21 protein-coding genes and 1 other annotated feature are annotated in these 26,704 nt (G+C 41.1%); of the genes, 5 read left to right on the forward strand and 16 right to left on the reverse strand.

What is annotated here, in order from left to right; translation table 11 throughout:
* Positions 1–69 precede the first annotated feature (69 nt).
* The 6 genes from E0485_RS13220 to tyrS all read right to left on the reverse strand — a co-directional run bounded on the left by E0485_RS13220 (position 70) and on the right by tyrS (position 7,962).
* Positions 70–1,101: a LolA family protein gene (locus E0485_RS13220; protein WP_132418526.1), complete on the reverse strand. Its 1,032-nt coding sequence runs from the start codon at positions 1,099–1,101 to the stop codon at positions 70–72.
* Between the two features lie 107 nt (positions 1,102–1,208).
* Positions 1,209–1,499: a YerC/YecD family TrpR-related protein gene (locus E0485_RS13225; RefSeq protein ID WP_132418527.1), complete on the reverse strand. Its 291-nt coding sequence runs from the start codon at positions 1,497–1,499 to the stop codon at positions 1,209–1,211.
* 117 nt (positions 1,500–1,616) lie between these two features.
* Complete coding sequence (gene nhaC, locus E0485_RS13230) at positions 1,617–2,996, reverse strand: Na+/H+ antiporter NhaC (RefSeq protein ID WP_132418528.1); 1,380 nt, start codon at positions 2,994–2,996, stop codon at positions 1,617–1,619.
* A 153-nt stretch (positions 2,997–3,149) separates the two neighbouring features.
* Positions 3,150–5,024 carry a tyrosine decarboxylase gene (tdc, locus tag E0485_RS13235; protein WP_132418529.1) on the reverse strand — a complete coding sequence of 625 codons (1,875 nt, stop codon included), beginning with the start codon at positions 5,022–5,024 and terminating at the stop codon, positions 3,150–3,152.
* 53 nt (positions 5,025–5,077) lie between these two features.
* Positions 5,078–6,481, reverse strand: coding sequence for a tyrosine-tyramine antiporter (tyrP, locus tag E0485_RS13240; RefSeq protein WP_132418530.1), 1,404 nt, complete (start codon positions 6,479–6,481; stop codon positions 5,078–5,080).
* Positions 6,482–6,696: 215 nt separating this feature from the next.
* On the reverse strand, positions 6,697–7,962 hold the full coding sequence (tyrS, locus tag E0485_RS13245) for a tyrosine--tRNA ligase (RefSeq protein ID WP_132418531.1): 1,266 nt from the start codon (positions 7,960–7,962) through the stop codon (positions 6,697–6,699).
* 91 nt (positions 7,963–8,053) lie between these two features.
* Positions 8,054–8,277, reverse strand: a binding site (T-box leader).
* A gap of 422 nt (positions 8,278–8,699) precedes the next feature.
* On the opposite strand from tyrS, the gene E0485_RS13250 reads away from it, so the two are divergent.
* Positions 8,700–10,430: an RNA polymerase sigma factor gene (locus E0485_RS13250; protein ID WP_132418532.1), complete on the forward strand. Its 1,731-nt coding sequence runs from the start codon at positions 8,700–8,702 to the stop codon at positions 10,428–10,430.
* 256 nt (positions 10,431–10,686) lie between these two features.
* Here E0485_RS13250 and nhaC (E0485_RS13255) read toward each other — a convergent pair whose 3' ends face one another.
* From nhaC (E0485_RS13255) to E0485_RS13295, 9 genes are all read right to left on the reverse strand, one after another.
* Complete coding sequence (gene nhaC, locus E0485_RS13255) at positions 10,687–12,090, reverse strand: Na+/H+ antiporter NhaC (protein WP_132418533.1); 1,404 nt, start codon at positions 12,088–12,090, stop codon at positions 10,687–10,689.
* Between the two features lie 151 nt (positions 12,091–12,241).
* Positions 12,242–13,303, reverse strand: coding sequence for a hypothetical protein (locus E0485_RS13260; RefSeq protein ID WP_132418534.1), 1,062 nt, complete (start codon positions 13,301–13,303; stop codon positions 12,242–12,244).
* Positions 13,304–13,403: 100 nt separating this feature from the next.
* Positions 13,404–14,051, reverse strand: a complete 648-nt coding sequence (gene pgmB, locus E0485_RS13265; RefSeq protein ID WP_207910985.1) for a beta-phosphoglucomutase — start codon at positions 14,049–14,051, stop codon at positions 13,404–13,406.
* A complete protein-coding gene (locus tag E0485_RS13270; RefSeq protein WP_132418535.1) occupies positions 14,045–15,727 on the reverse strand; it encodes a glycoside hydrolase family 13 protein in 1,683 nt (560 codons plus the stop codon). Before E0485_RS13270 ends, pgmB begins: the two co-directional genes overlap by 7 nt.
* 2 nt (positions 15,728–15,729) lie before the next feature.
* Positions 15,730–18,027: a glycoside hydrolase family 65 protein gene (locus E0485_RS13275; RefSeq protein ID WP_132418536.1), complete on the reverse strand. Its 2,298-nt coding sequence runs from the start codon at positions 18,025–18,027 to the stop codon at positions 15,730–15,732.
* A gap of 12 nt (positions 18,028–18,039) precedes the next feature.
* Positions 18,040–18,858, reverse strand: a complete 819-nt coding sequence (locus E0485_RS13280; RefSeq protein ID WP_132418537.1) for a carbohydrate ABC transporter permease — start codon at positions 18,856–18,858, stop codon at positions 18,040–18,042.
* Entirely contained in the window at positions 18,858–19,733 is an 876-nt protein-coding gene (locus E0485_RS13285; RefSeq protein ID WP_132418538.1) for a carbohydrate ABC transporter permease, read from the reverse strand. Before E0485_RS13285 ends, E0485_RS13280 begins: the two co-directional genes overlap by 1 nt.
* 118 nt (positions 19,734–19,851) lie before the next feature.
* Positions 19,852–21,156, reverse strand: a complete 1,305-nt coding sequence (locus E0485_RS13290) for an ABC transporter substrate-binding protein (protein WP_132418539.1) — start codon at positions 21,154–21,156, stop codon at positions 19,852–19,854.
* Positions 21,157–21,224: 68 nt separating this feature from the next.
* Positions 21,225–22,244 (reverse strand): LacI family DNA-binding transcriptional regulator, encoded by a 1,020-nt coding sequence (locus tag E0485_RS13295; RefSeq protein WP_132418540.1) that lies wholly within the window; start codon positions 22,242–22,244, stop codon positions 21,225–21,227.
* Between the two features lie 263 nt (positions 22,245–22,507).
* Between E0485_RS13295 and E0485_RS13300 the strand changes: the two genes are divergently transcribed.
* A complete protein-coding gene (locus tag E0485_RS13300; protein ID WP_132418541.1) occupies positions 22,508–22,744 on the forward strand; it encodes a DUF3892 domain-containing protein in 237 nt (78 codons plus the stop codon).
* Between the two features lie 42 nt (positions 22,745–22,786).
* Here the strand turns inward: E0485_RS13300 and E0485_RS13305 are convergent, their stop codons facing one another.
* The gene (locus tag E0485_RS13305; protein WP_132418542.1) at positions 22,787–23,635 is read right to left on the reverse strand and encodes a patatin-like phospholipase family protein; all 849 of its coding nucleotides are present in this window, start codon (positions 23,633–23,635) and stop codon (positions 22,787–22,789) included.
* Between the two features lie 167 nt (positions 23,636–23,802).
* Here E0485_RS13305 and E0485_RS13310 point away from each other — a divergent pair, with 167 nt between their 5' ends.
* The 3 genes from E0485_RS13310 (at position 23,803) to E0485_RS13320 (ending at position 26,656) form a co-directional block, all read left to right on the forward strand.
* Positions 23,803–24,573 carry a sigma-70 family RNA polymerase sigma factor gene (locus tag E0485_RS13310; protein ID WP_165921172.1) on the forward strand — a complete coding sequence of 257 codons (771 nt, stop codon included), beginning with the start codon at positions 23,803–23,805 and terminating at the stop codon, positions 24,571–24,573.
* A 43-nt stretch (positions 24,574–24,616) separates the two neighbouring features.
* Entirely contained in the window at positions 24,617–25,210 is a 594-nt protein-coding gene (gene clpP, locus E0485_RS13315; RefSeq protein ID WP_132418544.1) for an ATP-dependent Clp endopeptidase proteolytic subunit ClpP, read from the forward strand.
* A 177-nt stretch (positions 25,211–25,387) separates the two neighbouring features.
* Entirely contained in the window at positions 25,388–26,656 is a 1,269-nt protein-coding gene (locus E0485_RS13320) for an MFS transporter (RefSeq protein WP_132418545.1), read from the forward strand.
* Positions 26,657–26,704 lie beyond the last annotated feature (48 nt).

The raw sequence follows: 26,704 nt of genomic DNA on the forward strand, positions 1-26,704 counted from the left end.
ATGAACCTCTACCGAATACAAATGATAAACTTATGTTAATCGGATGATACGGTGCTGTCAAATGACATTTTATTTCATCATTGTTGGATTATTGCTAGACTGTGCAACCTGAATCATCTCTTCTTTTGGCAAGTCGGAGGTCGTTAAGCGATACTCTACTCCATCGCTAATCCATGAAAGTGTACGCTTCTCATCACCCGTCATTACAGCCATCGTAAATCCAAGATCAACGATATCCCCTGCAATCATACTGGAGACTGCTTGCTCGCGTGGCTTAGCTTCTAGTACAGAATAGTTGTATTTACCCGTGTAACGGATTAGCAAGGCATCATTCTCTCCATACTTCACTGTACTAATATCCTGCTGGGATACTCCGTTCGGGATGTACAGATCCACTAGATCGACCTGATCAGATTGATGATCTTGATCTTCTTGTGGCGGCGTCATCGTTTGCATCGATTGTAGATTAAAGCTTGTCATATTGCGCTGCATATCGAAGGAGTCCTTCTCGAACTTCTTGCCAAATTCGAAAGTAGTAAAATCAACCTTCACAACGACATGATTGCTTGCATCCGATACTTCAACCTTTTGCGGTTTAAGACTCTTTTGGTCCAACCAAATTTTTTGGCGCGTTAAAGTGCCTGTGCTGTAGTTTGCTGCAACTTCAAATACATAGGATTCTTTATCCGTTGTAAAATTACGCTGCGCATCCTCGGTTATGCTTTTAACGAGTGACTGGTACAAATATACTTGCTGCTGATTCTCAGGCCAATCGCTTTGGAAACGGAAGCTTTTGTTCAGATGTGGTGTTAGTACGAATACGCCATCTTCATTCCGTAATACGATCTGTGTAATGTCTTTCTCCTCATTCTTCAGCATAATCCGATAAAAATGCGGGCTCTGATACCATACTTCAACTGCATACTCCTGCGGTTGCTGTCCCGATTGCAGAATCATGCGACCGGCTCCTTGATAACTCTCCATACTAGAGACAACTTTACCAAGGTCTTTCACTACTCCTCCAGCATCCTTCTTGCCACATCCAACTAATACCACCGCAATAACAAGCACGATGGTGGTTAACCACGTCATCCGGCGCATTCCATCATCCCCTACCTTCATTAGTAATCAGCTTTGGTACATACTATGAGGGGACTTGGACATTTATGCGGACTAGTTTGACAAGCCGCGGCTTTAGCTTAAGCTAATTATTTATCTGTTCGTTTGAAAATAACATCATACATTTGATTTCCATGCAGCAAAGATCGCTTCACACGTGAGATTGTCGCCGTGCTCGCTTTGGCTTCTGCTTCAATGTCACTATAAGTATGTTGGTTATATAACATTTTCGCGACTAGATATCGTTGTGACACGGTCTTGACTTCATTTACCGTACATAAGTCGTCAAAGAAGGCATAACATTCTTCCACGCTTTTAAGCGCTAAAATACCCTCGAAAAAATCATCTAAAGATTTGCCTCGCAGCTCATTTATTAGCATATGTTACCCCCTTGCGTACTCTGAAAGCGTTTCAGTATGTAACATATTATAGCATTATTTACATTTATAATCACATAAACAATTAATAATATACAAAAATTTACAGAAAAAAGCCGGCTAGCTACCAGCTTTTTTCCTGTAGTCCACTTTCTTGTTCATGAATCCCATCAAAATATTAATAACTGGTGATGCTAAGCAAAATATAGCGAAAGGTAAATATTCCAATGTGGATACGCCTAACGTTCCTGTAATGAATACACCGCTGACACCCCAAGGGATTAGCGCATTGAACGCCGCACCTGCATTAGCCAATATTCTTGATAATTCTTTACGGGGTAAGTGAATCTCATCGTATTGGGACTTGAACGCTTCTCCCGGCAATATAATGGATAAATATTGTTCACCAAGAAGCAGGTTAATGCCCATGGAACTTAACGCTGTCATTAAGATGAGTTTTCCTTTCGTACTTACGAAAGCAGTTACCCTCGAAATTAATGTCTTGATTATTTTTAGTTCAACGAGCAATCCGCCTAGCGCGAGCGCCAACAGAATCAAGGAAACAGACCACATCATGCTCTGAATTCCACCGCGGGATAAAAGCTTGTCCACACTGTCTACTCCTGTTTGCGATACATATCCGTCCTGCATTAGATTGGATATATCAAGAAACTTCGTATGAGGTTGATAAACATAAAGAACACCGATCGTAAACGCTATACTTAACAATAAAGTTGGGATTGCAGGTATTCTCCTCCATGCACATAGAAAGAGCACCAACACTGGAATTAATGTAACTATAGAAACGGTAAAACCGCTATTGAGGGTATTCACTAGTTCATTGATTTCTTCCCCTGTGGACAGGACCTTAGAGCTTCCCGCGACCCCAAAAAATAGGAGTGAAATAATAAAGGCTGGAATGACAACCCACAGTATATAGCGGATATGATCAAACAATTCAACCTCGGCAATAGCTGAAGCCAGGTTCGTGGTATCTGATAACGGAGAGACATTGTTCCCTAGAAAGGCGCCTGAAATGATGGCTCCTGTAACGATAGCGGGAGGATAGCCCATAATCTGCCCCATACCGAAGAAAGCGATGCCTACTGTCGATATCGTCGTAAAGGAGCTGCCTACTGTGATCCCTACAACTGCACAAATGACAAAAACCGAAGGTAAAAAAAACTTCGCAGATAATATACTGAATCCATACACCATAATCGTCGGAATCGTACCAGCAGCAATCCAGACGCTTATTAATGCGCCGATAAGCATAAATATTAGAATAGGTATTAACCCCGGCGATATCCCGTTCTGGATTCCTTTATGAACCACATCCCAAGATGCTCCTTTTATCTTAGCGAAGACAATAACAATTCCCACGGAAATCAAAATGGGGATTTGAGGAGATATACCTAACCCGATGATGCAAGCACCTATAATTGCTAATAATACAACTAAAAGAAACAAGCTTTCCTTTAGTGATACTTCTTTTTTCATATTCGAAACTCCTTACAATGACCATCTATTTACAATGAAGTCATTTAAATTGGGATAATAGATTGGACATCAACAAACACGCTGCTTTTACTACTCCTATTTGGATATAAAGAAATGCGTAACAATACATAATCGTTACGCATTCTTTTTTTGTTACTCGTTCATTTCGTTATAAATATCTTCAAGTTTTTCATGGATTGCTTTTTCAATTTTGGCTGCATATTCTGCGAAAACTTCTTCATCATGCGCATATGGAGACAATGCACAAGCACGCAGTATCGTTACTTTTTCTGCTCGATCCCACTCTGCCTTGCTGAACCCTAAGCTTTGCACGAATTGCAATGGGCTGTTGCCATAGTCAGGAATTGCAAAATCTGTATGAGAAGTAATGAATTCATTGCTATAAAGGCTGCCTTTTACGTACGATGCGTGATTGAAGAATTCGTAATTTAACTTGTTCATTTGTACCAAGTCTGTATTGCCTTCTTCATTAAATACATAGTCAACCATGTTGAAGTCAGGTTTGGTCAATGGGTACAAATTGATCACTTTGCCATTTACATTGAATTTTCTATTCTTCAAGAAATTATAGAAGCGATATGCACCTTCGATACTTGCGCCCATCAACTTGCCGTATCCTGTAACGTTTAGCGGCAACACTTTATGAGCTGTCCAAACTGATGCAGCAGTTGCTCCCGCTTTGGAGCCTTCCAGAATATAAGCGCCAAGCAAAGCTGGAATGTCGGCACCTTTTTCAAATACATAAGTTGCAAAATAAGAAATCGCGTCACGCATTCTTGTGTCTCTTACAACGATAGCACCAGCAGAATAAGGGATATAGCCCATTTTGTGCGGATCAATCGTAATCGATTCGGCTTGACTCATCGCTTTGAATGAATTGTAAATATCTTCTGTAAGCCATTCGTTTTTTAATTTCATATCTGTGAAGATGCTATGCTTTTTAAATACCTCATCAATTTTGTTATATTCGATAAATTCATCATTTTCGTCCAAGAAAATAGCACGAGCGTATCCGCCATAAGCTGCATCTACATGGATATAATAGTAAATTCCTTCTTTAGCTAATTTTTCGCGGAGCTCAACAATTTTATGAATGTGATCGATTTGGCCTTCTTCGGTACTGCCGACAACGCCGACAACACCAAGAATTGGAATGTTTTGTGCAGCCAATTCACGAATTTTTGCTTCTAGCTTGCCAATACCCATGCGATAATTACTATCTACATCGATGGCCTCTACACAATCCAAGCCGATACCGATGATGTCCGCTGCTTTCAACCAAGAATAGTGCTTCGTTTGCGGTATTAACCATCTTCCTAATTTATCGAGGTTTTTGCCGCTGCGTGCAGAATGTGCTTTCACCTCATCTAGCTGGTCAGGAATTTGTTCCATGATGTTCAGAATTTCATCTGTAGACATGTTCAGCAATTCCCATTCGGATTTACCTTTTACATGCTCAGGTGCGACTTCTTGGATCGCAAGCGGAAGTGATTTCATATTTCTTGCGTACCAGAGTCCTTCCAAGTTGGCGATCGAACCGTCTGCACAAATATGCCCCCAGCTTTCGCCTTCTTTGTAACTCATCATCTTGGCAAGTTCATGTCCGACTTCTTCTTCCATCTTCGATGTACCTGGAGAGGATTCATACGCAACGTTATTGCCATTCCAGAGCATGGCAGCCGTATAAGCAATAATCGCTGGCATCAAGGTTTCCGAGTTCATATGCCCCCAGAAGCGGCCAGCCGTATGCCATGGCAACGATTCAGTACGGAGCTTGGAGGAAAGCTCATTGAACACACTGCGCATATGGTCAGCCGTATCCTGGAAGCTTTGCGAGCTTTTATCATACGGAGTAATAACCGGCAAGTCTTGCGGTTGATAATTTTGACGCCAGCCTACATGCTCATCAACAACTTTAAGCAATAATTCTTTGAAAAGATCCACGTTCTCGCCTTTGCTGCCCAGGAATAGTGCTTTAAGGTTAAGATCGGGAATTTCATAGTTCATGTTGTATTCCTCCAGTTATGATGAATTGTATGATGCAGTACCTGTAGATGAATTTATTCACCCTTTTTCCAGCTTGGTTTCTTGGCTTTATAGATAATCAAGGCGATACCTACCATCACGACAGTAGCTGCCACCTGATATATCACATATCCCGTGTATTGACTTGGTTCGAGAATAGAAGGCGGAATCAAGCTGACCACTAAAGTAATGCCTACACTGAGCAGTGACAGCAAAGAAACGAACCACATTAAACCATTCCCACGATTCCCTAGTCTAAATGGTCTTTCCATATTCGGTGCTCTGTAGCGCAAACGAATAGCTGAAATTCCGATGAATGCATAGACAATGCAATACAAAATCGTCGTTGTGATCGTGATAATTAGAAATGCGCTGTTGACATTCGGTACGACAACATACAAGACGGACACTAACGAAATCACAATCGCTTGAATCAAGACGAATGTAATCGGAATACCTTTTTCTGTTCTCTTTTGAAAAAATGGCGGTAAATTGCCCTCTTCAGCAACTTTAATCATGGATTTACTTGGTCCGAGCACCCATGCGCTCAACTGCACTAATACACCAATCATAATCATTGCCGAAATGATATTGACGAAAATCGATGGAATCCCGATATCTTCAAAGAAAATCATGTAGGGCTGCGTAATATTAGCCAGCTCAATCTTACCTCTTGGTACCGCATTGGATACCGTCAAACCAGCGATAAGGTTGAAAATAACGAGCAAAATAACCGATGCAATTACGGCAATCGGATAATTGCGTTTCGGATTTTCAATATTGTTCGCATGAACGGATGAAATCTCTACGCCCGCAAAGATAAAGATGATACCCGACAAGTAAGCCAAGCTTCCCAAATCTCCGAGATTAGGCAGCAAGTCGCTGGCTTTAAAATTGCCTAAGTAACTGTTTTGTTGAATGCCATGTTTAAACATATAAATGACACCAAAAAAAACAAGGATAACGAATGGGATATATACCCCGATAATTGCCCCCCAATTCCCGGCAATCTTAACCATGTCGAACTTAAGATTCAATAAAGTTACCATCCAGTAAGAAATCAGAATCACCACAAAAATGAAGTAATTGTTAGACGATAGGTCAGGCTTATTAATGACATATCCTAATAAGACGCCGACTGTAGAAGCAACCATAACCATCCCGAAGAACATTTGAACCCATAATAACCAAGAGGTAACAAATCCCCATTTTTCACCTAATGCATTCTTAACCCACACTTGAGGGCCACCCTCTACAGGAAAGCCTGTAGATAATTCGGCGGACATCAATGCGATAGGTAGTGCAAACAATATCGCCGCAATGAGCATATAAAAGATCTGCGTCCAACCTGTGATCGAAAGCGTTGGCACACTACGTACGGTACCGAAGAACGCCATCGTAATACCGATTAACCCAAACAGTGTTAATCTTTTGGTCATGCGTCACACATCCTTTCCTTAAGTGTTAAAACTGCAACAGTATTTCAACTGCGACTATGCTAAACGCTAAAAATATCTTGGCTTATAAGGGGTGATTTTATTCTGCTTGTCGGATGGTCTTATTATCTTAAAAAGACAAAAAAAGACGATTCCTCCGCCATTTATCATGGTTTTGGAATCGTCTTATTATGATGAGCACCAATCTGTAAATTAATTTATAACAATTTCACGAGGCTGTAGTTCTTTTTACCTTTGCGAATGATGATGAAACGTCCATCGAAGGAATTGTCAACAGTGACGTCCATATTGACATCTGTCACACGCTCGCTGTTTAAGGTGATTGCGCCATTTTGAATATCTTCGCGTGCTTGGCGCTTAGAAGGTTCAATACCTACGTCAACCAGCCAGTCCACAATATTCTTGGTTTCTTTGGAAGCTTGGAATGTAGGCATATCTTTGAATCCTTGCTCAATTTCATCAGCTGTTAATGATTTAATATCGCCACTGAACAATGCTTCTGTAATTTTCTTCGCTTGGTTCAAAGCTTCCTCGCTATGAACGAACTTGGTCATTTCTTCAGCGAGCACGCGTTGTGCTTCACGTTTATGAGGCTCAGTTTGCACTTTGACTTCTAATTGATCAATTTCGTCTTTCGACAAGAAAGTAAAGAACTTCAAGTATCTAATAACATCGCGGTCATCTTGATTTGCCCAGAACTGGTAGAACTCAAATGGAGTTGTTTTGTTCGGATCGAGCCAGATCGCGCCACCCGCTGTTTTACCGAATTTCGTACCATCTGCTTTAAGCATCAATGGAATTGTCAATCCGAAAGCTTTGGCTTCAGATCCTTCTTTTTTACGAATCAAGTCCAGACCGCTTGTAATGTTGCCCCATTGGTCAGCACCGCCGATTTGCAATTGAACATCTTCATTTACAAACAAATGGTGGAAGTCCATGGATTGAAGAATCTGGTATGAGAACTCTGTAAAGGAGATACCTGAATCAAGACGGCTAGCAACGATATCTTTGGCCAACATTGTATTGACACTAAAGTTTTTGCCGTAGTCACGTAAGAAATCCAAAATTGTTACGTTATGTGTCCAATCAAAGTTATTTACCATTCGAAGACCAGTTTCGCCTTCGTTGAGGAATAACTTTTTCATTTGTGCTGTCAATGCATCAACGTTGTTTTGAACTTGATCTAAAGTTTGCAATGTACGCTCTGTTTGACGACCGCTTGGATCACCAATCGTTCCTGTTGCTCCACCAATCAGGATAACCGGACGATGTCCTGCTAACTGGAATCGCTTCAGCATCATGAACGGAATTAGATGACCAATGTGCATGCTATCGCCGGTTGGATCCACACCACAGTACAACGAAATGGACTTCTCGCTTGTTAATTTGCGCAATCCTTCAGCATCAGTTTGTTGATTAATCGCACCGCGCCATTCTAGTTCATCAATAATGTTGTTTATCATGTGAATCAGCTCCTTGGTGTATAGTTGTATGAATAAGAGAAAACTTTTTATATTATAAAAAACAAAAAAATCGCCACTTGCCTATTATAGGCAAAGGGACGATTTATTAACCGTGTTACCACCCAGATTGCATTATTCGCGCTGCAGCCACAAATAATACCACTCTTAGCAATTATATCGGTTGCTACCCCGCTTAGCATTACCTAAGTTACTCCCGAGCGTAATTCACAAGTTTGTTTGTACCAGGTCGCATCAACCCCTGGCTTTCTGCTAAACAGTGACAAAATTGCTACTAAACTCTTTCATCGCAAAATCCAATATTAGATTACTGACAATAATAGTGAATATATATTTAGTTGTCAAACGGAAAAATATGACATTGTTATTTAATAATGTTATGCTCTTTAGAATAAAGAATTTATCTGAAGAAAGGTGGTTTCTTTGATCCCGTTGATAATAAATTGGCTTTTTGTTGCAATTGGTTGTTTTATAATCCTAAGATTTTTTAGTTATATAACTCCAACGAAAGTTTCTTGGAAAAGGGATTTATCCATTTCACTTTTTTTAGGCGCTGTTATTATCATTTTGATAAAAATACTCCAATAGCAGCATATGATTTCGTCCCCAACATTTAGAATTTTATAAATTATCGTTATAATAATGTCAGAAATCTAACTCTTCCGAAGTCTATAGTATATAGTCAACAATATTTTGGTTTACGAGGATGGAAACATGACATGGTGTTTGAGCTAAAAGTGGATAATTACGTTGTAGAAGAAATGGAAGATGCACAGCTGGTGCAGTTATCGCAATCTGGTAATCGGGAGGCTTTTGGTGAACTTGTCCGTAGACACCGTGCCAAAGTATATGGGTATGCGCAATCGATAACCCAAGAACGTTACATGGCGGAGGACATTGTTCAAGATGCACTTGTAAGAGCTTTTCTCCATTTAGGAAAGCTTGTTGAACCTAGTCGGTTCTTACCGTGGCTGCATCGTATCGTGCGCAATCAAGCGTATACGAAGCTCAAAAGTCGGGTTCAAACTTCAGAACGAGTTTTCTCAAGCTTACGCGTGGCAGAGGAAGATTCAGAAGAAGGACGATTCCAAGATCTCGATTACATTCTGCATCGGTTAACTCGCACGATGTCTGCAGATAGCGCTGGCAATCTACCAGAGGAACGAATCGTTCGCCAAGAGATTCTAGAAACGATTATCAACATGCTTAATTGCTTGAGCGAACGTGAAAGACGCATATTCGAGTCGCATTTCTTTGACCATCTATCTCCACAAGAAATTGCGAAGCTGTTTCAGCTATCATCTGCTAATGTCTATCAAATTCTATCTCGTTCTCGTAAAAAAGTGATGCAAGAGAAGGTCCGAATCGTTGTTGACCACTATATGAAAAATAGAAGGGATTTGAATTTAATGAGCAAATTAACTTTAACTACACATGAACATACAACTCGTACTTGGACGACAGCTGCTAGTGCGATTCACCACGTCCTGAAATATACGGATAAACAATATTCACTGCCTATGGTAATGGGATTAACTGGATTTGCCTTTCAAAATATAATTTTTGGTGAAGATGTAAATATTGCCGGACCTACCCTGTTTCACTTTGATAGTGTGATTAAGAGAGGTTTGCGTAATCTCGGTTATGAAGCTGTATCCGTCGAAGGCATGAAAGCAGAAGTCGGCCCAAATGCCAATCTGATCGCACCATCACTAATGACGTCTGAAGCGGCAGAAAAAAGACCGATGCATGATCTGCTGCCGAATGCACTTGATCTGATCCATCGCTCCATTAATCGTGGTTATCCAGTTGTTGCATGGGATGTATTCATACCTGAATTTGGCGTTATTTATGGGTATGACGATGAACAGCAAACGCTTTATGCTGCTGATGTCTCCAAGGAGGGCACCCTATCTTATAACCACCTAGGCAGAAGTTTGACTAGCGATTTATTTGTGGTTGCGATCGATTCGGAGCGAGCTATCGATCCCGCTGCAAGCTTACGCAGTGCTCTGGATATGATCCTAGAACATTATGCAGGCAAAGATACCTTATGCGTTCCAAACAGCGCACATGGCATCGCTGCATATGATCTGTGGATCTCCGCATTCCGTAATGGACAAATTGAGCCTAACGGTAACTCGTATTGCCTGGCTGTCGTGCATGATGCTCGCCTATACGCAACAGCATTCTTGCAAGAGCTAAGTACCACTTGGAAAGGTGATTCACCAGAGGCAGATCAGATTCGCACACTTTGTGCAGATGCGGCTGCTGTATATAAGCAAATTGCAGAGGAATTAGACAAACTGGTTACGCGTTTCCCATTCCCTGTTGGCGGAGAGCCTAATAACCCTGCTATGCTAGAGGAGAATATCAAAGAGCTTGAAAATATAAAAGCATTAGAGCAGCAAGCCGTTGCGATCCTAGAGCAGATTCGCGAACTGCTATAAGAACAGGGTTGCCCTAGTCGAATATGGCTTGGGCAGCTTCCTAAAAACCCAGTGTCCGCATTAGAATGTAAAACATGCAGTCAAATTCCACCATATTGCCAAGTTGTAACTTTTGAATGCATTCCCTACATTCAAATATTGGAAAATCAGCAAATATCACGAAAAACATGAAATTAGCCTGCACAAAGTGCAGGCTAATTTAATAATTCCCTTCATATCCGTCATTTGACTGTATGAAATACATGCTAACGATACATCATGCACGTTCGTTCTTTTTAGCCCATTCAATTGCACCACCTAGGCTAATTTTCTTCAGCTTAGGCGTGTACGCATAAATGAGTGTTATAAAAGGTGAAAGCCATAGGAATGTTGCATATGGCGTGTAATCAATGACCGATACGCCTAATGTTGCTGCAAAGAATGCACCGCTCACTCCCCATGGAACTAAAGGATTCATTAAGGTTCCACAATCCTCTAACGTACGTGATAGAGTTTTCATCGGAATGTGACGCTTGGTGAACTCATCTTTGAACATTTGACCTGGCAATAAAATCGATAGATACTGCTCGCCCGTTAACGCGTTAACAGCAATTGAGGAACTACCTGCAGCCAGCACCATATGACTTGGATTATGCAATGGCCTAATCACGCGTTCGAATAATGAACGAATGACTCCACAATGCTGCAAGAGACCACCTAGAGCAAGTGCGATAATGATCAAAGAGATTGACGAAGTCATCGACTGCAAACCGCCGCGATGAACGATAGAAGCAACGATGTCACTTGCGACCTCGCCTTTGTAGCCACTTTGCATCACTTGCAACCACATCGATACATCTGCATTTCCCTGAACAAGCCAGGTTACGAGTAAACCTGATCCTATTCCTATTATTAGTGTTGGTATAATAGGCTTTCTTCTGATTGAGCAGTACAATACCGCAGCAGGTGATAGAATGGTCAGAAGATTAATATGGAAACTATCTTGAAGCGATGCTTGCATTGTAGCAATCGACGACAACTCAATACCTTCACTTTGTGGTATGAAAAAAAAGAAGCAAGCTGTTACAATGAACGAAGGTATGGTTGTATACAGCATATTACTAATATGCGTAAAAATCGGAACCCCCGTTACCGCAGGGGCAAAATTCGTCGTATCAGACAAAGGCGACATTTTATCCCCGAAACATGCCCCAGAAATAATCGCGCCTGCAGCAATCAAAGGATTAATGCCAATAGCGAGCGCCATTCCCATTAATGCAACCCCAACGGTACTCACAGTTGTAAAAGAGCTGCCCGTCAACATCGATACAACAACTGTAATAATAAGTGTGCTTAACGCAAACTGCTGTGGGCTAATATATTCAAGACCATAGTACAAGATCGTAGGTACCGTTCCACTCATCATCCAAACGGCAATCAGCACACCGATTAACCCCAGAATAATGATCGGCATAATCGCCGACTGAATTCCTTTGAGCATTGCAGCCTGCAGCTCATCCCAGCTAAATCCAAACAAATACAATAAAGTTGCAATAATCGCTGTCCCAATCAGCAAAGGTATATGTGGCTCTGACTTTAGAATGAACATGGCGAAGAATAATAACAGAAACATTCCAATAAATAAAATAAGACTTTGGCTAAATCTAGGTTGTTTAGACATGATGTGTAGCTCCTTAATTATCTAACTATAAAATTTTCAAGTTACTTAATGACTTTTAAGCTTACACGCTTTTACGCGATTAAGTATAATAGCACAATATAATAGAGAAGCACCTATTCGTCAAACGTCAAAATGTGGAATGCACGTTACTTTAATAAATAATGCAGCTAAATAACCCATTTAAAGGCTTGTGAATGATCTTTTTCCGAATCAAATCCTCTGTAACAAATGAATACAGAAAATGATAATACCAAATAAACCATTCTTCAAATGTTGTTTCGTTAGCATATTCCGATTTCAAGTAGCAAGCATTCAGCTTAGAACGATAGTTATCCAAAATCAGAATCAATTCCTCTTTGATGAGATCCGCAATAGAATTTAAGGATTCAAATTCTTTTGTACTTAGAACAGGAATGCTAACCTTGCCATTTGCAACCAAATTTAGCTTTTCAAATCCGCTGACCCAAGTTGGTTCAAGCTCCATTTTGCCTTCTGCAACATGAAGGATATGCTGCAAGAGTATCCCCTTATAATCTGCCTTGTCAGATAGGGCACCAAATAACTCGAACGCTTTCTCCTTAGTTAAGGTTACTAGATTAAGCCCACCATAGCGATCATTTCCGTACATACAATATCCAACATCACTCCATTTTTCATAGTGATTACCATATATTCCGTAAGCCTCAAGAGGATCATTAGCATCCTTCTCCATGATTGCCAAGTAATATTGTTTTCCATTCCGATCAGGACGATCCTTTTGCAAAAAATCACTTTCCACATGATCAATCTGAATGCAATCCAACAATACATCACTCAAGATAAACAAGGAGATATCTTCAAATGCGAAAGATTGGAACGCATCAATTCGATAAGTTTGCTCTCTAATGAAAGTTAAGTTCTTCTCAATTAAGGCCGCAATTTCTCCTCCTAATTCCGTGCACTGTCGATATAGGTCTTCACCATTTTCCTGCAAAATAACAGGGAATGTAGGTAGATAGCCCTGCTCTACTTTCTTGATTAATCCTTCCTGCAGCAAAAGCTCATAATACTCCTTCAGCTTTGATTGTGAAATAACCAAGGTATCTTTAATATCACTCTCTGTTCTCCTAGCATGCAGCATCACACAGAGCATATCCAGATTATTCTGACCAAGATTCACACTTGGAGAGTTATTGCCCCTTGATATCATTTTGACTTCATAAACATTAGCCATTACAACATACCACCCGTTATGTAAATTTTCAGAAAATAACAAAAACCAAAAACACCCTCCCAATCTACTGATTAAGAGGGTGAATTCTATTATAACGGAATTAATTTAATTTCTGCAAAAGCTCATAAGTAAGCTCCGCTGTTGATGTCAGCGTTGTGTCGCCTTCAACACCAATACCGATCGAATAGATGCCAGCGCTTCGTAGTGCCTCAATGCCTGCTTCTGCATCCTCTACGCCAATTGCTTCATCGGCTGCAACACCGAGTCCTTCAATCGCCTTCAAGAAAATATCTGGGCTAGGCTTGCCGTTCACGATCTCACTTACATCTACGATATAATCAAAATCTTGCAAAATGCCTAACCGAGCCAGAATGGCTGGCGCATTCTTAGATGCTGAGCCAATCGCCATACGGATGCCATGTGCTTTCAATTCCTTCAAGAAGGACTCGATCCCTGGCAGCAAATCCGCTGCTGTCACTAGCTGAATTAAATCTTTGTATTCCTCATTCTTCTCATTCGCCAGTCGCTCAATTTCTGCAGGCTCATAAGATTCAAGCTGATTGCCGTGCGCCAGAATTCGCTTCAAGGAATCGATTCTGGACACACCTTTTAACTGCTCGTTGAATTCAATATCGATTTCGATGCCAAGCTTATCCGCCATATTCTTCCATGCTTGATAATGGTACTTGGCTGTATCTGTAATTACACCATCCAGATCAAAAACAACTGCTTTAATATTGTTTAACATGTATAAACTACCGCCTCATAAGGTCTTAACACTAGTCCTTTTGGTTGTTCAGCAGAATCAGCATAATTGCTCATTAATTTACTCCAACCACAAGCCTCAAGCTGTGCAGGCAATGGGAACTGAGCCGTATTTCCATAGAAATTCGCTACAACTAGCAGTTTCTTGCCCTCATACGAGCGTGTATAAGCAAAAATCTCTGGGTGATCCGCTAAGATAAGTTCAAACTTACCATGTACAATAATCGGCATTTGTTTGCGCAGCTTAATCATTGCCTGATAGTAATAGAAAATCGAATTTGAATCTGCCAACGCCTGCTTCACGTTAATATCCGCATATCTTGGGTTTACTTTGAGCCAAGGTGTTCCTGTTGTAAAGCCACCGTGCTCGCTAGCATCCCACTGCATTGGCGTTCTCGCATTATCACGGCCCTTATAATGAATAGCCTTCATGAATTCTTCATGTGTAAGCGTATGGTTCTCTTGTACAAGCTCCTTATATGCGTTGCGAATCTCTATATCATCATATTCGCTAAGCTCATAAGCACAGTTGACCATGCCGATCTCTTCGCCCTGGTAAATATACGGAGTTCCTTTCATAAAATGAAGGACTGTTCCAAGCATCTTGGCGCTTAGCTCGCGATACTCGCCGTCATTTCCCCAGCGGGAAACAATTCTCGGCTGGTCATGATTGTTCCAGTACAAGCTGTTCCAGCCGCCATCTTCAAGCTCTGTTTGCCACTTAGCTAAGTTCGCTTTAAGCTCTACCAGATTCAGATCACGAAGCGCCCATTTGCCATTAGGCGTGCCTTGCTGCGTATCAAGATCCATATGCTCAAAAGTAAAAATCATATTCAACTCTTTGCGCTCAGGATCTGTAAATAACAAGGCTTCTTGTGGTGAGGAGCCAGGCGCTTCACCTACGGTCATGCAATCATACTTCGCCAATACTTCACGGTTCATATCCTGCAAGAATTCATGCAAACGCGGGCCATTCGTATGGTATTTGCCTATAATATACTTCTGGTCTGGTATCGGCTCGTAATCAAGGTAATTCTGATACTTGGAGATGGAACTAATCACGTCCAGTCTCCATCCATCGACACCTTTATCCATCCAGAACGTCATCAGATCCCATACTTCTTGACGTAATTGCTCATTCTCCCAGTTCAGATCCGGCTGTCTTTTGGAGAAATAATGCAAGAAATATTGCTTAGTCTCTTCATCATACTGCCATGCAGAGCCGCTGAAGTATGAGCCCCAGTTATTCGGTTCTGAACCATCTTCCTTACCGTCGCGCCAAATATAATAGTCACGATAAGGATTATCCTTATCCTTACGGCTCTCAACGAACCATTGATGCTCATCTGAGGTATGGTTCACAACAAGGTCCATTACAATCCGAATGCCACGCTTATGCGCTTCATCAATGAACTTGTACATATCCTCATTCGTTCCGAATTGATCATAGATTTTCTTATAATCCCGAATATCATAACCATTATCATCCTGCGGAGAATCGAATACTGGGCTTAACCAGATCACATCGATGCCTAGCTCTTTCAGGTAATCCAGTTTCTCGATAATACCTGGGATATCTCCTAAGCCATCCCCGTTAGAATCACGAAAGCTTCTTGGGTAGATTTGATAGACGACCGAGCTTTTCCACCAATCCTTCATCACTAGTTGCCCCCATTATGTTTATTCAATTTAACGACCTTATCATTAAGCTGGACGCTTTCGCCCATCAGCTCTAACGTCAAGGCTTCGCCTTTTAACAGCTCAATACTTGTATTCGTTCCGTCTACGGTAACACGCAGCAGGCGATCGCGATAGTTAATCTTGAATGAATATTTATCCCAGCCTTTTGGCAATAGCGGATTGAAGGACAGTTTGCCTCCACCTGTTCTCATCCCGGCAAAGCCTTGAACGATGGATAGCCAGCTTCCCGTCATAGATGTGATATGAAGTCCATCTTCTGTATCATTGTTATAATTATCAAGGTCAAGTCTAGCTGTACGTTTGTACATCTCAACTGCCTTCTCTTCCATACCAATTTCAGCCGCTAGAATGGAATGGATACATGGGGACAAACTTGATTCATGAACAGTCATCGGCTCATAGAATTCAAAGTTTCTTCTTTTCTCCTCCATGCTGAATTGATCATTTAGGAAATAAATGCCTTGCAATACATCTGCCTGCTTAATGAAGCAAGAGCGCAGAATGCGATCCCATGACCATTTTTGGTTAAGCGGACGATCTTCAGGTCTTAGGTCGCTAACTGGCATCAGATCTTTATCAAGGAAAGTATCATGTTGAACGAATACTTGCAGCTCTTCATCGTATGGCAAGTACATTTGCTCTACAATTTGGCTCCATTTGTTCATCTCTTCGTCTGATACATGAAGCTGATCGAGCTTCGCTGTTGCCTTGGTTTCACGCAAATACGCAATAACCTCATTCGTATAGTTCAAGCACCACTTCGCCATTAGGTTAGTGTACCAGTTGTTATTGATGTTGTTCTCATATTCATTCGGACCCGTAACGCCATGAATCATGTATTGCTGTTTACGCTTCGAGTAATGCACTCGATCCGCCCAGAAACGTGCAACACCAACTAACACATCAATTCCATATTCGCCGAGGTAGTCCTTATCATCCGTATAATTCACATAGTTATAAATGGCATATATCATCGCTGCGTTACGATGAATTTCTTCAAACGTAATTTCCCATTCATTATGGCATTCTACGCCTGTGAAAGTAACCATTGGATACAGGGCACCCTGCAAGCCTTGCTGCTTAGCATTGTGATAAGCCCCCGCTAACTGATTATGGCGATAAAGGAGTAGATTACGTGTTACTTCTTTATCAGCAACGGATAGATACAGCGGAACTGCATAAGCTTCCGTATCCCAGTAAGTTGCACCGCCATATTTTTCACCTGTAAAACCTTTAGGTCCAATGTTCAGACGAGAATCTTCACCGTAGTAAGTGGAGAATAACTGGAATAAGTTAAAGCGAATGCCTTGCTGCGCCTCGTTATCACCAGCGATTTCAACATCTGAAATTTCCCATCTCGCATGCCATTTCGCTTCATGCGCTTGTTTTAGTTGCTCATAACCAATTTGTGCAGCTTCCTCTGCGAATGCTTGTGCCTTGGAGCGAACTTCTCCTTCTGCATAATCACGGGAAGTTGTAATAGCGATATATTTATGAATGCCTACTGTTTCACCAGCATTAGCCTGCATGCGAACGGTATTCTCAACATACATCTCACGTTCATCAGCCTTAATGTCTGCTTGCTTCATCGCTTCAACATGCATACTAGCCGCTACAGTGAATTGTGGGGTTTGGAACGGATTCGCCTTAGTCTTCGTTACAAGATAGCCATTGGAAGCGTCCACCCCACGTTCAATCTCTAGCCAGAACGTTTCTTCATAGTTCGAGTCTTCATTCTTCACGTTACCATCAAGAGAAGGAACGAATTTAACTTCTCCTGCATAATTAAGCGGGGTCGCCTTATATGAAATCGCACAAATTTCCTGCTTATCCACGCTTAAGAAACGCTCAACTTCAATTCGAGTTTCTTTGTTACCTTTTACAACAGTGAACTGTCTCTTAAGAACACCGCCGAACATATCCAGTTCTTGATAGAAATCGCGAACCTGATCAACAGCCAAGTCAATCTCCTGCTCATCCAAATATACGCGAATCCCGATATAATTAAGGGAATTAATCACTTTGCCAAAATACTCAGGATAGCCGTTCTTCCACCAGCCTACCTTTGTTTTATCTGGGAACCAGACACCTGCTATATAGCTGCCTGTATGTGAGTCTCCCGAATAGGTTTCCTCAAAATTACCTCTCATCCCCATATATCCATTACCGATAGAAGTCAAGCTTTCTGCCAGTCTCATATCGTTCTTGTGCAGCTTATGAGTCGTTAATTTAAATTGTTCAACATCGAATAATCTCATCTTCCATTCCTCCTACTTCACGGACCCTTGCGTAATACCAGCAATAATTTGCCTTTGGGCAAAGAAATAAATAACAATTATAGGAATGATGGCAAGCGTTAGACCTGCAAGCGCCAAGTGCCATTGCTTCGTGTATTCCCCAAAGAAATAGAACATCTTAAGTGGAATTGTCTGCATGCCTTCCTGATTGATAACGAGTGATGGCAAGAGATAGTCATTCCATATCCAAATAATGTTAAGAATTCCCACTGTAACCGTGATCGGTTTAAGCATCGGGAAAACGATGCGCCAGAACGTCTGGAATGTGTTGCAGCCGTCAATTGTCGCAGCTTCATCCAATGTTACTGGAATACCCTTAAGTGAACCATGGAACAAGAAAATCGATAAGCTTGATCCAAAGCCCAGATACATAATCATGAGACCTACACGATTGAGCATTCCGGCTCCACCGAATAATTCAATAAGTGGAATCATGACGGATTGGAATGGAATCAGCATAGCCGCAGCAAAGATCAAGAAGATCACGCCACTCAATTTCGTTCTTGTTCTGGATAGTGCGTATGCACCCATCGATGCAAAGATAATGATTACCGCAACACTAATGACGGAGATCATTAAAGAGTTGAAGAATGTACTTGCAAAATCCAGCTGCTGCGCAGCCTTCGTATAGTTCGCAAACGTAATTTCACTAGGTAAGCCAAGTGTATCGCTGAATATTTCCTTCTTGGTTTTAAGGGAGTTAACAAGCATTAAATAGAAGGGAGAGATCCAGATAATACCGAGTAAAATTCCCAATATTTCAAGAAATAGATTCTTTCTTCTTCTTAGCATTACATCTCCACCTCACGCTTCTTGTTGAAATAAACCTGAGTTAAGGCGATGGCAGCCACAATAATGAAGAAAATAACTGCTTTAGCCTGCGCGTAGGCCATAAGATTCTCACTAAACGCAGTCTTATAAATATTCATTGCGACCATCTGCGTTGAGTTGTAAGGACCTCCGCCTGTAAGAGACAAGTTCTGATCGTACAATTTGAACGAGTTTGATAAGGTAAGGAATAAGCTGACTGTGAATGCCGGTGCAACAAGTGGAAATACAATGTGACGGAATCTTTGCCATGCACTCGCGCCATCAATTTCTGCTGCTTCAACCATATCCTGAGGAACATTCTCCAAGTAAGCCACATAGATAACCATGATATAACCAGACATTTGCCAACTCATCAGAATGACAAGTCCCCAGAAGCTTGTTGTCGGAGTCGATAACCAAGCTTGCAGTGCTTCAATTCCAAATAAGGAACCAATCGCGGCGAATGCTTTGATGAAAATAAATTGCCAGATAAAACCGAGAATCAAACCACCAATTAGGTTTGGCATGAAGAATACTGTTCTAAGTAAGTTTTTGGATTTGATCTTAGAAGTTACAACTAACGCTAAACCAAGACCGATTACATTGATAAAGATAATTGCTACGACTGAGAATTTAGTAGTAAACCAAAGTGAATTAAGGAATACGTCATCCTTAAACAGTTTGGTGTAATTTTCGAATCCAATAATAGTTGCTGAACCTATACCGCCAATACCGTTCCAATCTGTGAAAGAGTAATAAATACCATATATCAATGGCAGACATACGACGAAAAATAAAGCAATGAGTGTAGGAGCTAGAAACAGCCAGAATGACAGGCTATTCTTGTTGCTTTTCATGAAATACCCTCCTCTTGAAGTAAGGAAACTGCGAGTTAGATGCATAACATCTCTTTATAAATAAAGTGGCTGCTAGAGCCACCTTATTTACAAAGAAGTTATACCTGAATGTAACTACTTATTGTCTAGCTGCTTTCCAAGTATCCTTAGCATTTTTAACTAATTGATCCCAAGGAAGCTTACCACTGATGTACTGTTGAATATCAGCACCTAGCTTGTCCATACCCCATGCACTTGGATAGCCCATGAATACCCAGCTTGATGTTTTACCCTCTTGAGCGAATCTGTACACTTCTCTGGAGATTGGATCTGCGATTTTTGCAGTGTCATAGCCATCATATGCTGGTACGAATTTGAAATCTTCCAATACAGCACGCTTACCTTCGTCAGAAGTGTATAGCCAGTCTAAGAAGTCTTTACTTGCTTTCTTAGTTGCGTCATCTTTGCTTTCGTTAACTGCCCAGTACATTGGAATACCTACTGGAACTACATCTTCTTTAACGCCTTGAACCGGAATTGGCAATAGACCTACATTATTGTCTGCAAAATCTTTGTCAATATCCGCAATTGCGTTATATACCCAGTTACCTTGTTGTGTAATCGCTACTTTGCCTTGGGAGAATAGCTCTTCCACTTGTCTTGAATAGTCAAGGCTTACAGTTGGTTGAACAGAGTATTTTTGTTGTAAGTCGATCATTTTCTTCAATTGATCTTGGTATTTGAACTCAATTTCTTTGGCTTGATATACTTTGTTGATATCGTTATCGAATTCAGCTGCAAAGAATGGGTTTGATAAATGCAAGCCTGTAATCCAAGTTTCTTTAGCTGCAAAAGCAAATGGTGCTTCGATGCCTATATCTTTTTTCTTCGCATCTAAAGTTTCAACTGCTTTAACTAAAGCATCATAGGATGTGATTGTAGCTGGATCGATACCTGCTTTTTTGAACACTTCTTTGTTATATAGCAATCCGTAGCCTTCTTGGGAGAATGGCAAGCCATAAGTTTTATTATCAACAGTTACACCTGTTAATGAACCAGATAGTGCTTTCTTAGCTGCTTCTGTATCTGAAAGATCTGCTAGCTTATTCTTCCAGTCTGCAACGTCTTGAGGTCCACCTACGTTAAAGATAGCTGGCTCTGCACCTGAAGCAAATTTAGCTTTGAGGGAAGCGCCATAATCGTCACCGCCGCCAACTGTGCTAATATTAATTTTTACGTTTGGATTAGCTTTTTCGTACGCTTTAGCTACTGCTTCAAACTGATCTTTAAACTCAACTTTAAACTGGTAAATGTCAATTACAGTTTGTCCACCTGGTGCTGGTGATGCAGTATTCTCAGTTCCTGTTTTGGAACCACAACCTGCCAAAGATCCAAGTACTAATGCACTTGCTGTTGCAATAATTACCCCTTTTTTCATGCTCATTGCTTGTAATGCCTCCTCTTTGATGACACAAATATTTATAAACACTGCCTAAGCAGTATTCATCGATATTAAGATGTTGCAGATTCACGCTTGATCAATTCATGCTCTACGATGACTTTGTGCTCGACCTTCTTATTATTCATAAGATCAATCAGCATCTGGCAAGAGCGCGTTCCAATTTCCTCTGAAAATATTTCGATACTGCTAATACATAGACTTGCGTTGAAAAAGTACGAACTGTGATTAAATCCAGCAATTCTTACATCCCTAGGAATCTGAATGCCTAGCTGCGTCAACTGCTCAATCACTAAGCTGCCAACCTGATCATCCATTACAATAATGGCATCCGGTTGATCGCCGGAATTATAAATATCTTTCAATTCGACTAAAGACTCGTTGTACGAGATATCTGTAATCACAAATCGCTCACTATTCTCTAACAAATTGTGATCATTAAGCGCTTTCTTATAGCCGTTTAAACGGTTAACAGTAACGACAGATTTAAGGGTTCCACCGATAAACCCAATTTTATTCTTACCTAGTGAGATCAAATAATTCGTCAAATCGTACGAAGCTTGAAAATTATCATTATCCACACTATAAATCTCATGCTCGTCGTTATAGCTACCGATTAGCACAAACGGAAACTTAGCTTCTACTAATGCTTTAATCCCCAAGTCCTTGACCTGAGATCTCATAAGAATAATGCCATCTACCTTCTTGCCATTTATAAAGCGGCGAATAACATCAACTTCAGAAACTTTATTCGTAGAAATGAGAATGTCGTAACCGTTTTCACTAGCTACAGTACAGATCCCTCGAAGTGATTCCTGAAAAAAGGATGACGCATAGAACGCTTCAGCATCTTGTATTGGCATTACAATCCCAATCGTCTTAGTCGACTTATTGGCGAGACTCCTTGCTACTTCATTCGGATGATATCCAAGCTCTTCAATAATTGCGTAGACTTGATCTTTCGTCTTCTGGCTTATTCTTGGATGGTCGGATAGCACTCTGGATACCGTAGACTTGGAAACGCCTGCAAGTTCAGCAATAGTTGAAAGAGTCGTGTTTTTCGAAGTTTCCATTGACCCTCCTGGCTTTGCACAAATTCAATCTGTGCAACCGATTGCGCAATTTATCTTTAACCGGCTCACAACGATTTCGATACGTTGTGCAACCGGTTGAATTAACATTATCACTAATTTATTCTTCTGTCAAACGGATATCAACTAAAATTAGGATTACTACCTATTTTTCACATATAATTCCTGCTTCTTGAATAAATTATACGCCCATCGATCATTCTAATAAGGAATACACGCAATCAATCTAATTGGAGGCGAATGAGATGGATCAAGATCAACAAGATCAAATCGTAGCTGTTCGTAAAAACGGGGATGGCGATATCGTAGAAATGAAGCTTAGTTCAGGCCAAGTGGTTGATTATAAACAAGCACAGCAGCTTGCCAAAGCAGGCTCAATTGCGAATGTCAATGTATTTCGTGGACGTGATGGAGACGAGCATATTCGCAGCAATGCGGATGGCGATCCAAGCAATAACTTGGATAATTTACCTTCTTTTTAAAATTAGTAAAGGGAGCACCTCTTCAGGTACTCCCTTCTTCATTTATGATAACCATGCGCCAAGTTTATCCATTGCAGCTTCAGCGTCACGATAACCTAGCTCATATAAGTTTTCTAATTTATCTACTTTCTTCTCCATCCGCCCTACCTGCAAATCTTGAGTTGGGCGAATAATGATCACACTGCCTTCCCTCTCCATCTCCGCAAGGCGATCTAACGTTTCATTATATAACCCAGCACGTTCTTCCATGGCACGAACAAGTCCTGGATACTCGCTATAAAAATGCTTAGCCAACCAGCCAAGACGAGAAGGCTTCTTGCGATAGTTCGCAGGCTGTGTCAATACGACAATATGACGTGTATTCCCATCCTTAATAGACTGATCGACAGGAATTGGTGCTGAAATACCGCCATCAAACAAAGTTCTTCCGCCATGATGAATTGGGGGAGCTACAAATGGCAAGCTGCTTGAAGCGCGAACTAATTTAAGCGTCTGCTCAGCCAAATCAATGTCCCGATAGAATACAGCTTCACCTGTATGCGCATCCGTCGTGCCAATAATAAGTTCCTGCGAAGAGTTATAGAATGTGTCAAAATCAAACGGTATAAGGCTAGTTGGAACTTGATCAAAAATAAAATTCATTCCAAATAGGCTTTTTTCCTTCCATAGATTTCGCATACTTAAATATCGTTTATCGTGAACAAGTCCAATCGTAACTTTCTTATTCCGACCAGGTTGTCCCGAAATATAAGAGGTGGCATTGCATGCTCCTGCAGACACACCAACGAGGTATGGGAACTTAATCCCATGCTCCAGCCAATACTCAAGCACGCCTCCCGTGTAAACACCACGCATACCACCGCCTTCTAGTACGACTCCAGTTTCATTCAAAAGATATCCTCCTCTTCCGAGTTCATATTTATCCCCTACAGGATACCGTACCCTAAATAGAATTATTTTTCAAATATTAAGTTAGACCGTATCGATTTGATCGCTTTACTCGTATATACTGTGAGTGAATACCGACCCACTTAAGGTTAATGAAGGAGGCTTACAGCATGTCTCTCTATGCTTCGGATCAAGACAAATTCAAGAATTCTTTACAACAAGCATTTAAAAGCAGTATTGAACCCTTACAAACCGCACTACAGTGGTATTGTCGTTCAGTGACTGGTTCACACTTTGATGCAGAGGATCTTAAGCAGGAAACATTGCTTAAAGCTTATGCTATGTTTGTGCGCAATCCGTACAAGCAAGAAATAAGCAAAGCCTATTTATTTCGGATTGCATCCAATGCTTGGATTGACAAATGTCGCAAAGACAAACTGTTAATTGACTCATCGCATGATCCAATCGAAGTCTCTAACGAGCAGAATACAGATGCGCTGGAATTGCTGTTCGCTATGGAGACATTAATCAGCCATCTTCCACCGCGTCAGCGAGTGATTCTGCTGCTCATCGACAGCTTGCGTTATACAGCGACTGAAGTTGCTGAGCTGCTTTATACTTCTGAAGGAGCTGTGAAAGCAGCTTTGAATCGAGCGAGAACTAAGCTACAGCAAGTTAATGAAACAGCAGAGCTAAGCGAACCAGTTGAATTGCACGCTCCCAAAATAGTGGATGATAAAATCATCTACGCCTACCTTGCGGCATTTCAGGCGAATGATCCGCAGGCACTCATCATGCTGCTTAACGACGGAGCAGCACTTGATCTTGTTCCTGCCGTATCCGCTCGTACTCATCATTCACCAAGTGATGAACATCAAACAACGCACATCTATATGAACTACCATCATGAATTATATCTTCACAGCCACTGGGCGGCCTAATTCACTCAAAGGCTTGATTAACCTACTAGTGGAGGGATATGGCATGAGTACATTTATACCGTATGTCATTGAACAAACGAATCGCGGCGAAAGATCGTATGATATTTACTCCCGCTTGCTTAAAGATCGTATCATATTCTTGGGTGCTGCAATTGATGATCAAATTGCCAATTCAATTGTAGCTCAATTACTGTTTCTTACTGCCGAAGATCCAGAGAAGGATATCTCACTCTATATCAACAGTCCTGGTGGATCTATTTCGGCAGGTCTCGCCATTTATGATACTATGCAGTTTATCAAACCACAGGTATCTACTATTTGTACAGGTGCTGCATTCTCTATGGCATCGTTTCTGCTTTTGGCTGGTGCTGAAGGCAAACGCTATGCGCTGCCGAATAGTGAAATTATGATTCATCAGCCAAGTGGTGGTGCACAAGGACAAGCGACTGATATTGCGATTTCAGCCAAACGCATTTTGAAGACACGTGAAACCATCAATCGACTTATGAATGAGCATACTGGTATGTCAATCGAACAAATTGATCGGGATATTGAACGAGATAATTTTATGTCTGCTCAAGAAGCCTTACAATACGGGATCATCGACCGTATCATAACGACAGCGCCTGAGCTTTAATTTATTTTCAATAGGCTAGCCCTTTTAGCATGCTGAAGGGGTTAGCTTTTTTATTTCAATTTATTATCAGTAAATTCCCAAAAATGATGTTGATTTAATTCTATTATGCCGTTAAAATAAATTTTAACGATAAAATTATATTTATTGATGCTGTTAATTATCTAACGAGGTGGTTCTATGCTAGCTTTATTACGCAATCGTTCTTATTTGAATCTTTGGCTCGCTCAAATTGTTTCACAGCTTGGAGACGGTATTACCAAGCTTCTGATCGTTTACCTTGCAACTCATTTATCCGATAACCCGATCGTGATCAGTTTTGTCATTCTCTCGCAAATTATTCCAAGTACGATTTTCGGCTCATTTGCTGGGCCATTAGTCGATCGTTTTTCGAAGAAGACAATCATGTTCAGCTCCGATATTTATCGGGCCGTTATCGTCCTACTCATGATCCCTTCGCAAAATTCACTTACCCTGCTGCTAATACTTATATTCCTTGAAGGCATCGGATCACTATTCTTCGATCCTGCTCGTTCAGCCATTGTTCCAAGAATCGTCGGTAAAGAGAATGTCACAAAGGCGATATCCATCTCACAAGCCACTGCAACCGCCATGAGAATGATCGGCCCTGCGATTGGCGGTGTTTTAATCGGATTTCATGACTTTACGGCTATTTTCTCTATCACTGTCGTAACTTACCTCATCTCTGCCGTATTCATTATATTCATCACCAATGTTCAGACAAAGAGCCAAGGATCAAATAAGCCAAAAGAATCTTATATCGAATCGTATAAAGAAGGCTTTCGCGTTCTATTCAATAATCAGGGGCTATTAGCCGTTATCTTGCTGCTGCTACCGACTATGCTTGTTGTAGGCATCATTAATACGAATATGGATGCTGTATTACTATATACTTTTAAAGTACCACCAGCGCATTTTGGCTTTCTCGAAACTTCATTTGGAATCGGTAGCTTATTCGGTGCAATCGCTGCATCCTACCTGATTTCTAAACTATTGCCGCACAAAATGATGTTGGGATCGCTTTGTGCCATTGGTGTCATATGTCTACTTATCCTTCCACTTGAATCGCTTCATGCAATGCTTGGTTTGCCTCCTATTTACGGATGGATTCTCATCTTAGGTATTGCATGCGCACTTATCAATGTCCCTCTTGGCAGTCTCTTCATTACGCTTACGCCAGACCATGCTAGAGGTAGAGGAGCTGCCATATTCGGTTCACTCGCAAATACAATGACCGTAATTGGAGTCCTGCTTGGCGGAACATTAGCCTCCACAATCGGCATCGTCTATTCATTAGCGATTGGTGGAGCACTTCTAGTAGTCGTCACATTGCTATTCCCTATGTTAAAATATTACCAAGCACTCAAAAATATCAATCAATATCAGGGCACTGAAACGAATAGCAGTGAAACTGCTTCATCTGCATAAACCTAACTATCACCATAATTTCGTTGCTTGAGTGCCATGAATGCCCCT

It is taken from the genome of Paenibacillus albiflavus, from assembly GCF_004344915.1.
Classification (GTDB): Bacteria; Bacillota; Bacilli; order Paenibacillales; family NBRC-103111; genus Paenibacillus_AM; species Paenibacillus_AM albiflavus.

Excerpts from the sequence above, each read along its gene's own strand:
- E0485_RS13275 (WP_132418536.1), bottom strand. The coding sequence starts at position 18,027 with ATGAGATTATTCGATGTTGAACAATTTAAATTAACGACTCATAAGCTG.
- nhaC (WP_132418528.1), bottom strand. The coding sequence starts at position 2,996 with ATGAAAAAAGAAGTATCACTAAAGGAAAGCTTGTTTCTTTTAGTTGTA.
- E0485_RS13250 (WP_132418532.1), top strand. The coding sequence starts at position 8,700 with ATGGTGTTTGAGCTAAAAGTGGATAATTACGTTGTAGAAGAAATGGAA.
- E0485_RS13225 (WP_132418527.1), bottom strand. The coding sequence starts at position 1,499 with ATGCTAATAAATGAGCTGCGAGGCAAATCTTTAGATGATTTTTTCGAG.
- pgmB (WP_207910985.1), bottom strand. The coding sequence starts at position 14,051 with ATGTTAAACAATATTAAAGCAGTTGTTTTTGATCTGGATGGTGTAATT.
- E0485_RS13285 (WP_132418538.1), bottom strand. The coding sequence starts at position 19,733 with ATGAAAAGCAACAAGAATAGCCTGTCATTCTGGCTGTTTCTAGCTCCT.
- E0485_RS13300 (WP_132418541.1), top strand. The coding sequence starts at position 22,508 with ATGGATCAAGATCAACAAGATCAAATCGTAGCTGTTCGTAAAAACGGG.
- E0485_RS13280 (WP_132418537.1), bottom strand. The coding sequence starts at position 18,858 with ATGCTAAGAAGAAGAAAGAATCTATTTCTTGAAATATTGGGAATTTTA.
- E0485_RS13260 (WP_132418534.1), bottom strand. The coding sequence starts at position 13,303 with ATGGCTAATGTTTATGAAGTCAAAATGATATCAAGGGGCAATAACTCT.
- E0485_RS13310 (WP_165921172.1), top strand. The coding sequence starts at position 23,803 with ATGTCTCTCTATGCTTCGGATCAAGACAAATTCAAGAATTCTTTACAA.
- E0485_RS13290 (WP_132418539.1), bottom strand. The coding sequence starts at position 21,156 with ATGAGCATGAAAAAAGGGGTAATTATTGCAACAGCAAGTGCATTAGTA.
- E0485_RS13270 (WP_132418535.1), bottom strand. The coding sequence starts at position 15,727 with ATGAAGGATTGGTGGAAAAGCTCGGTCGTCTATCAAATCTACCCAAGA.
- clpP (WP_132418544.1), top strand. The coding sequence starts at position 24,617 with ATGAGTACATTTATACCGTATGTCATTGAACAAACGAATCGCGGCGAA.
- tyrP (WP_132418530.1), bottom strand. The coding sequence starts at position 6,481 with ATGACCAAAAGATTAACACTGTTTGGGTTAATCGGTATTACGATGGCG.
- E0485_RS13220 (WP_132418526.1), bottom strand. The coding sequence starts at position 1,101 with ATGCGCCGGATGACGTGGTTAACCACCATCGTGCTTGTTATTGCGGTG.
- E0485_RS13320 (WP_132418545.1), top strand. The coding sequence starts at position 25,388 with ATGCTAGCTTTATTACGCAATCGTTCTTATTTGAATCTTTGGCTCGCT.
- E0485_RS13295 (WP_132418540.1), bottom strand. The coding sequence starts at position 22,244 with ATGGAAACTTCGAAAAACACGACTCTTTCAACTATTGCTGAACTTGCA.
- tyrS (WP_132418531.1), bottom strand. The coding sequence starts at position 7,962 with ATGATAAACAACATTATTGATGAACTAGAATGGCGCGGTGCGATTAAT.
- tdc (WP_132418529.1), bottom strand. The coding sequence starts at position 5,024 with ATGAACTATGAAATTCCCGATCTTAACCTTAAAGCACTATTCCTGGGC.
- nhaC (WP_132418533.1), bottom strand. The coding sequence starts at position 12,090 with ATGTCTAAACAACCTAGATTTAGCCAAAGTCTTATTTTATTTATTGGA.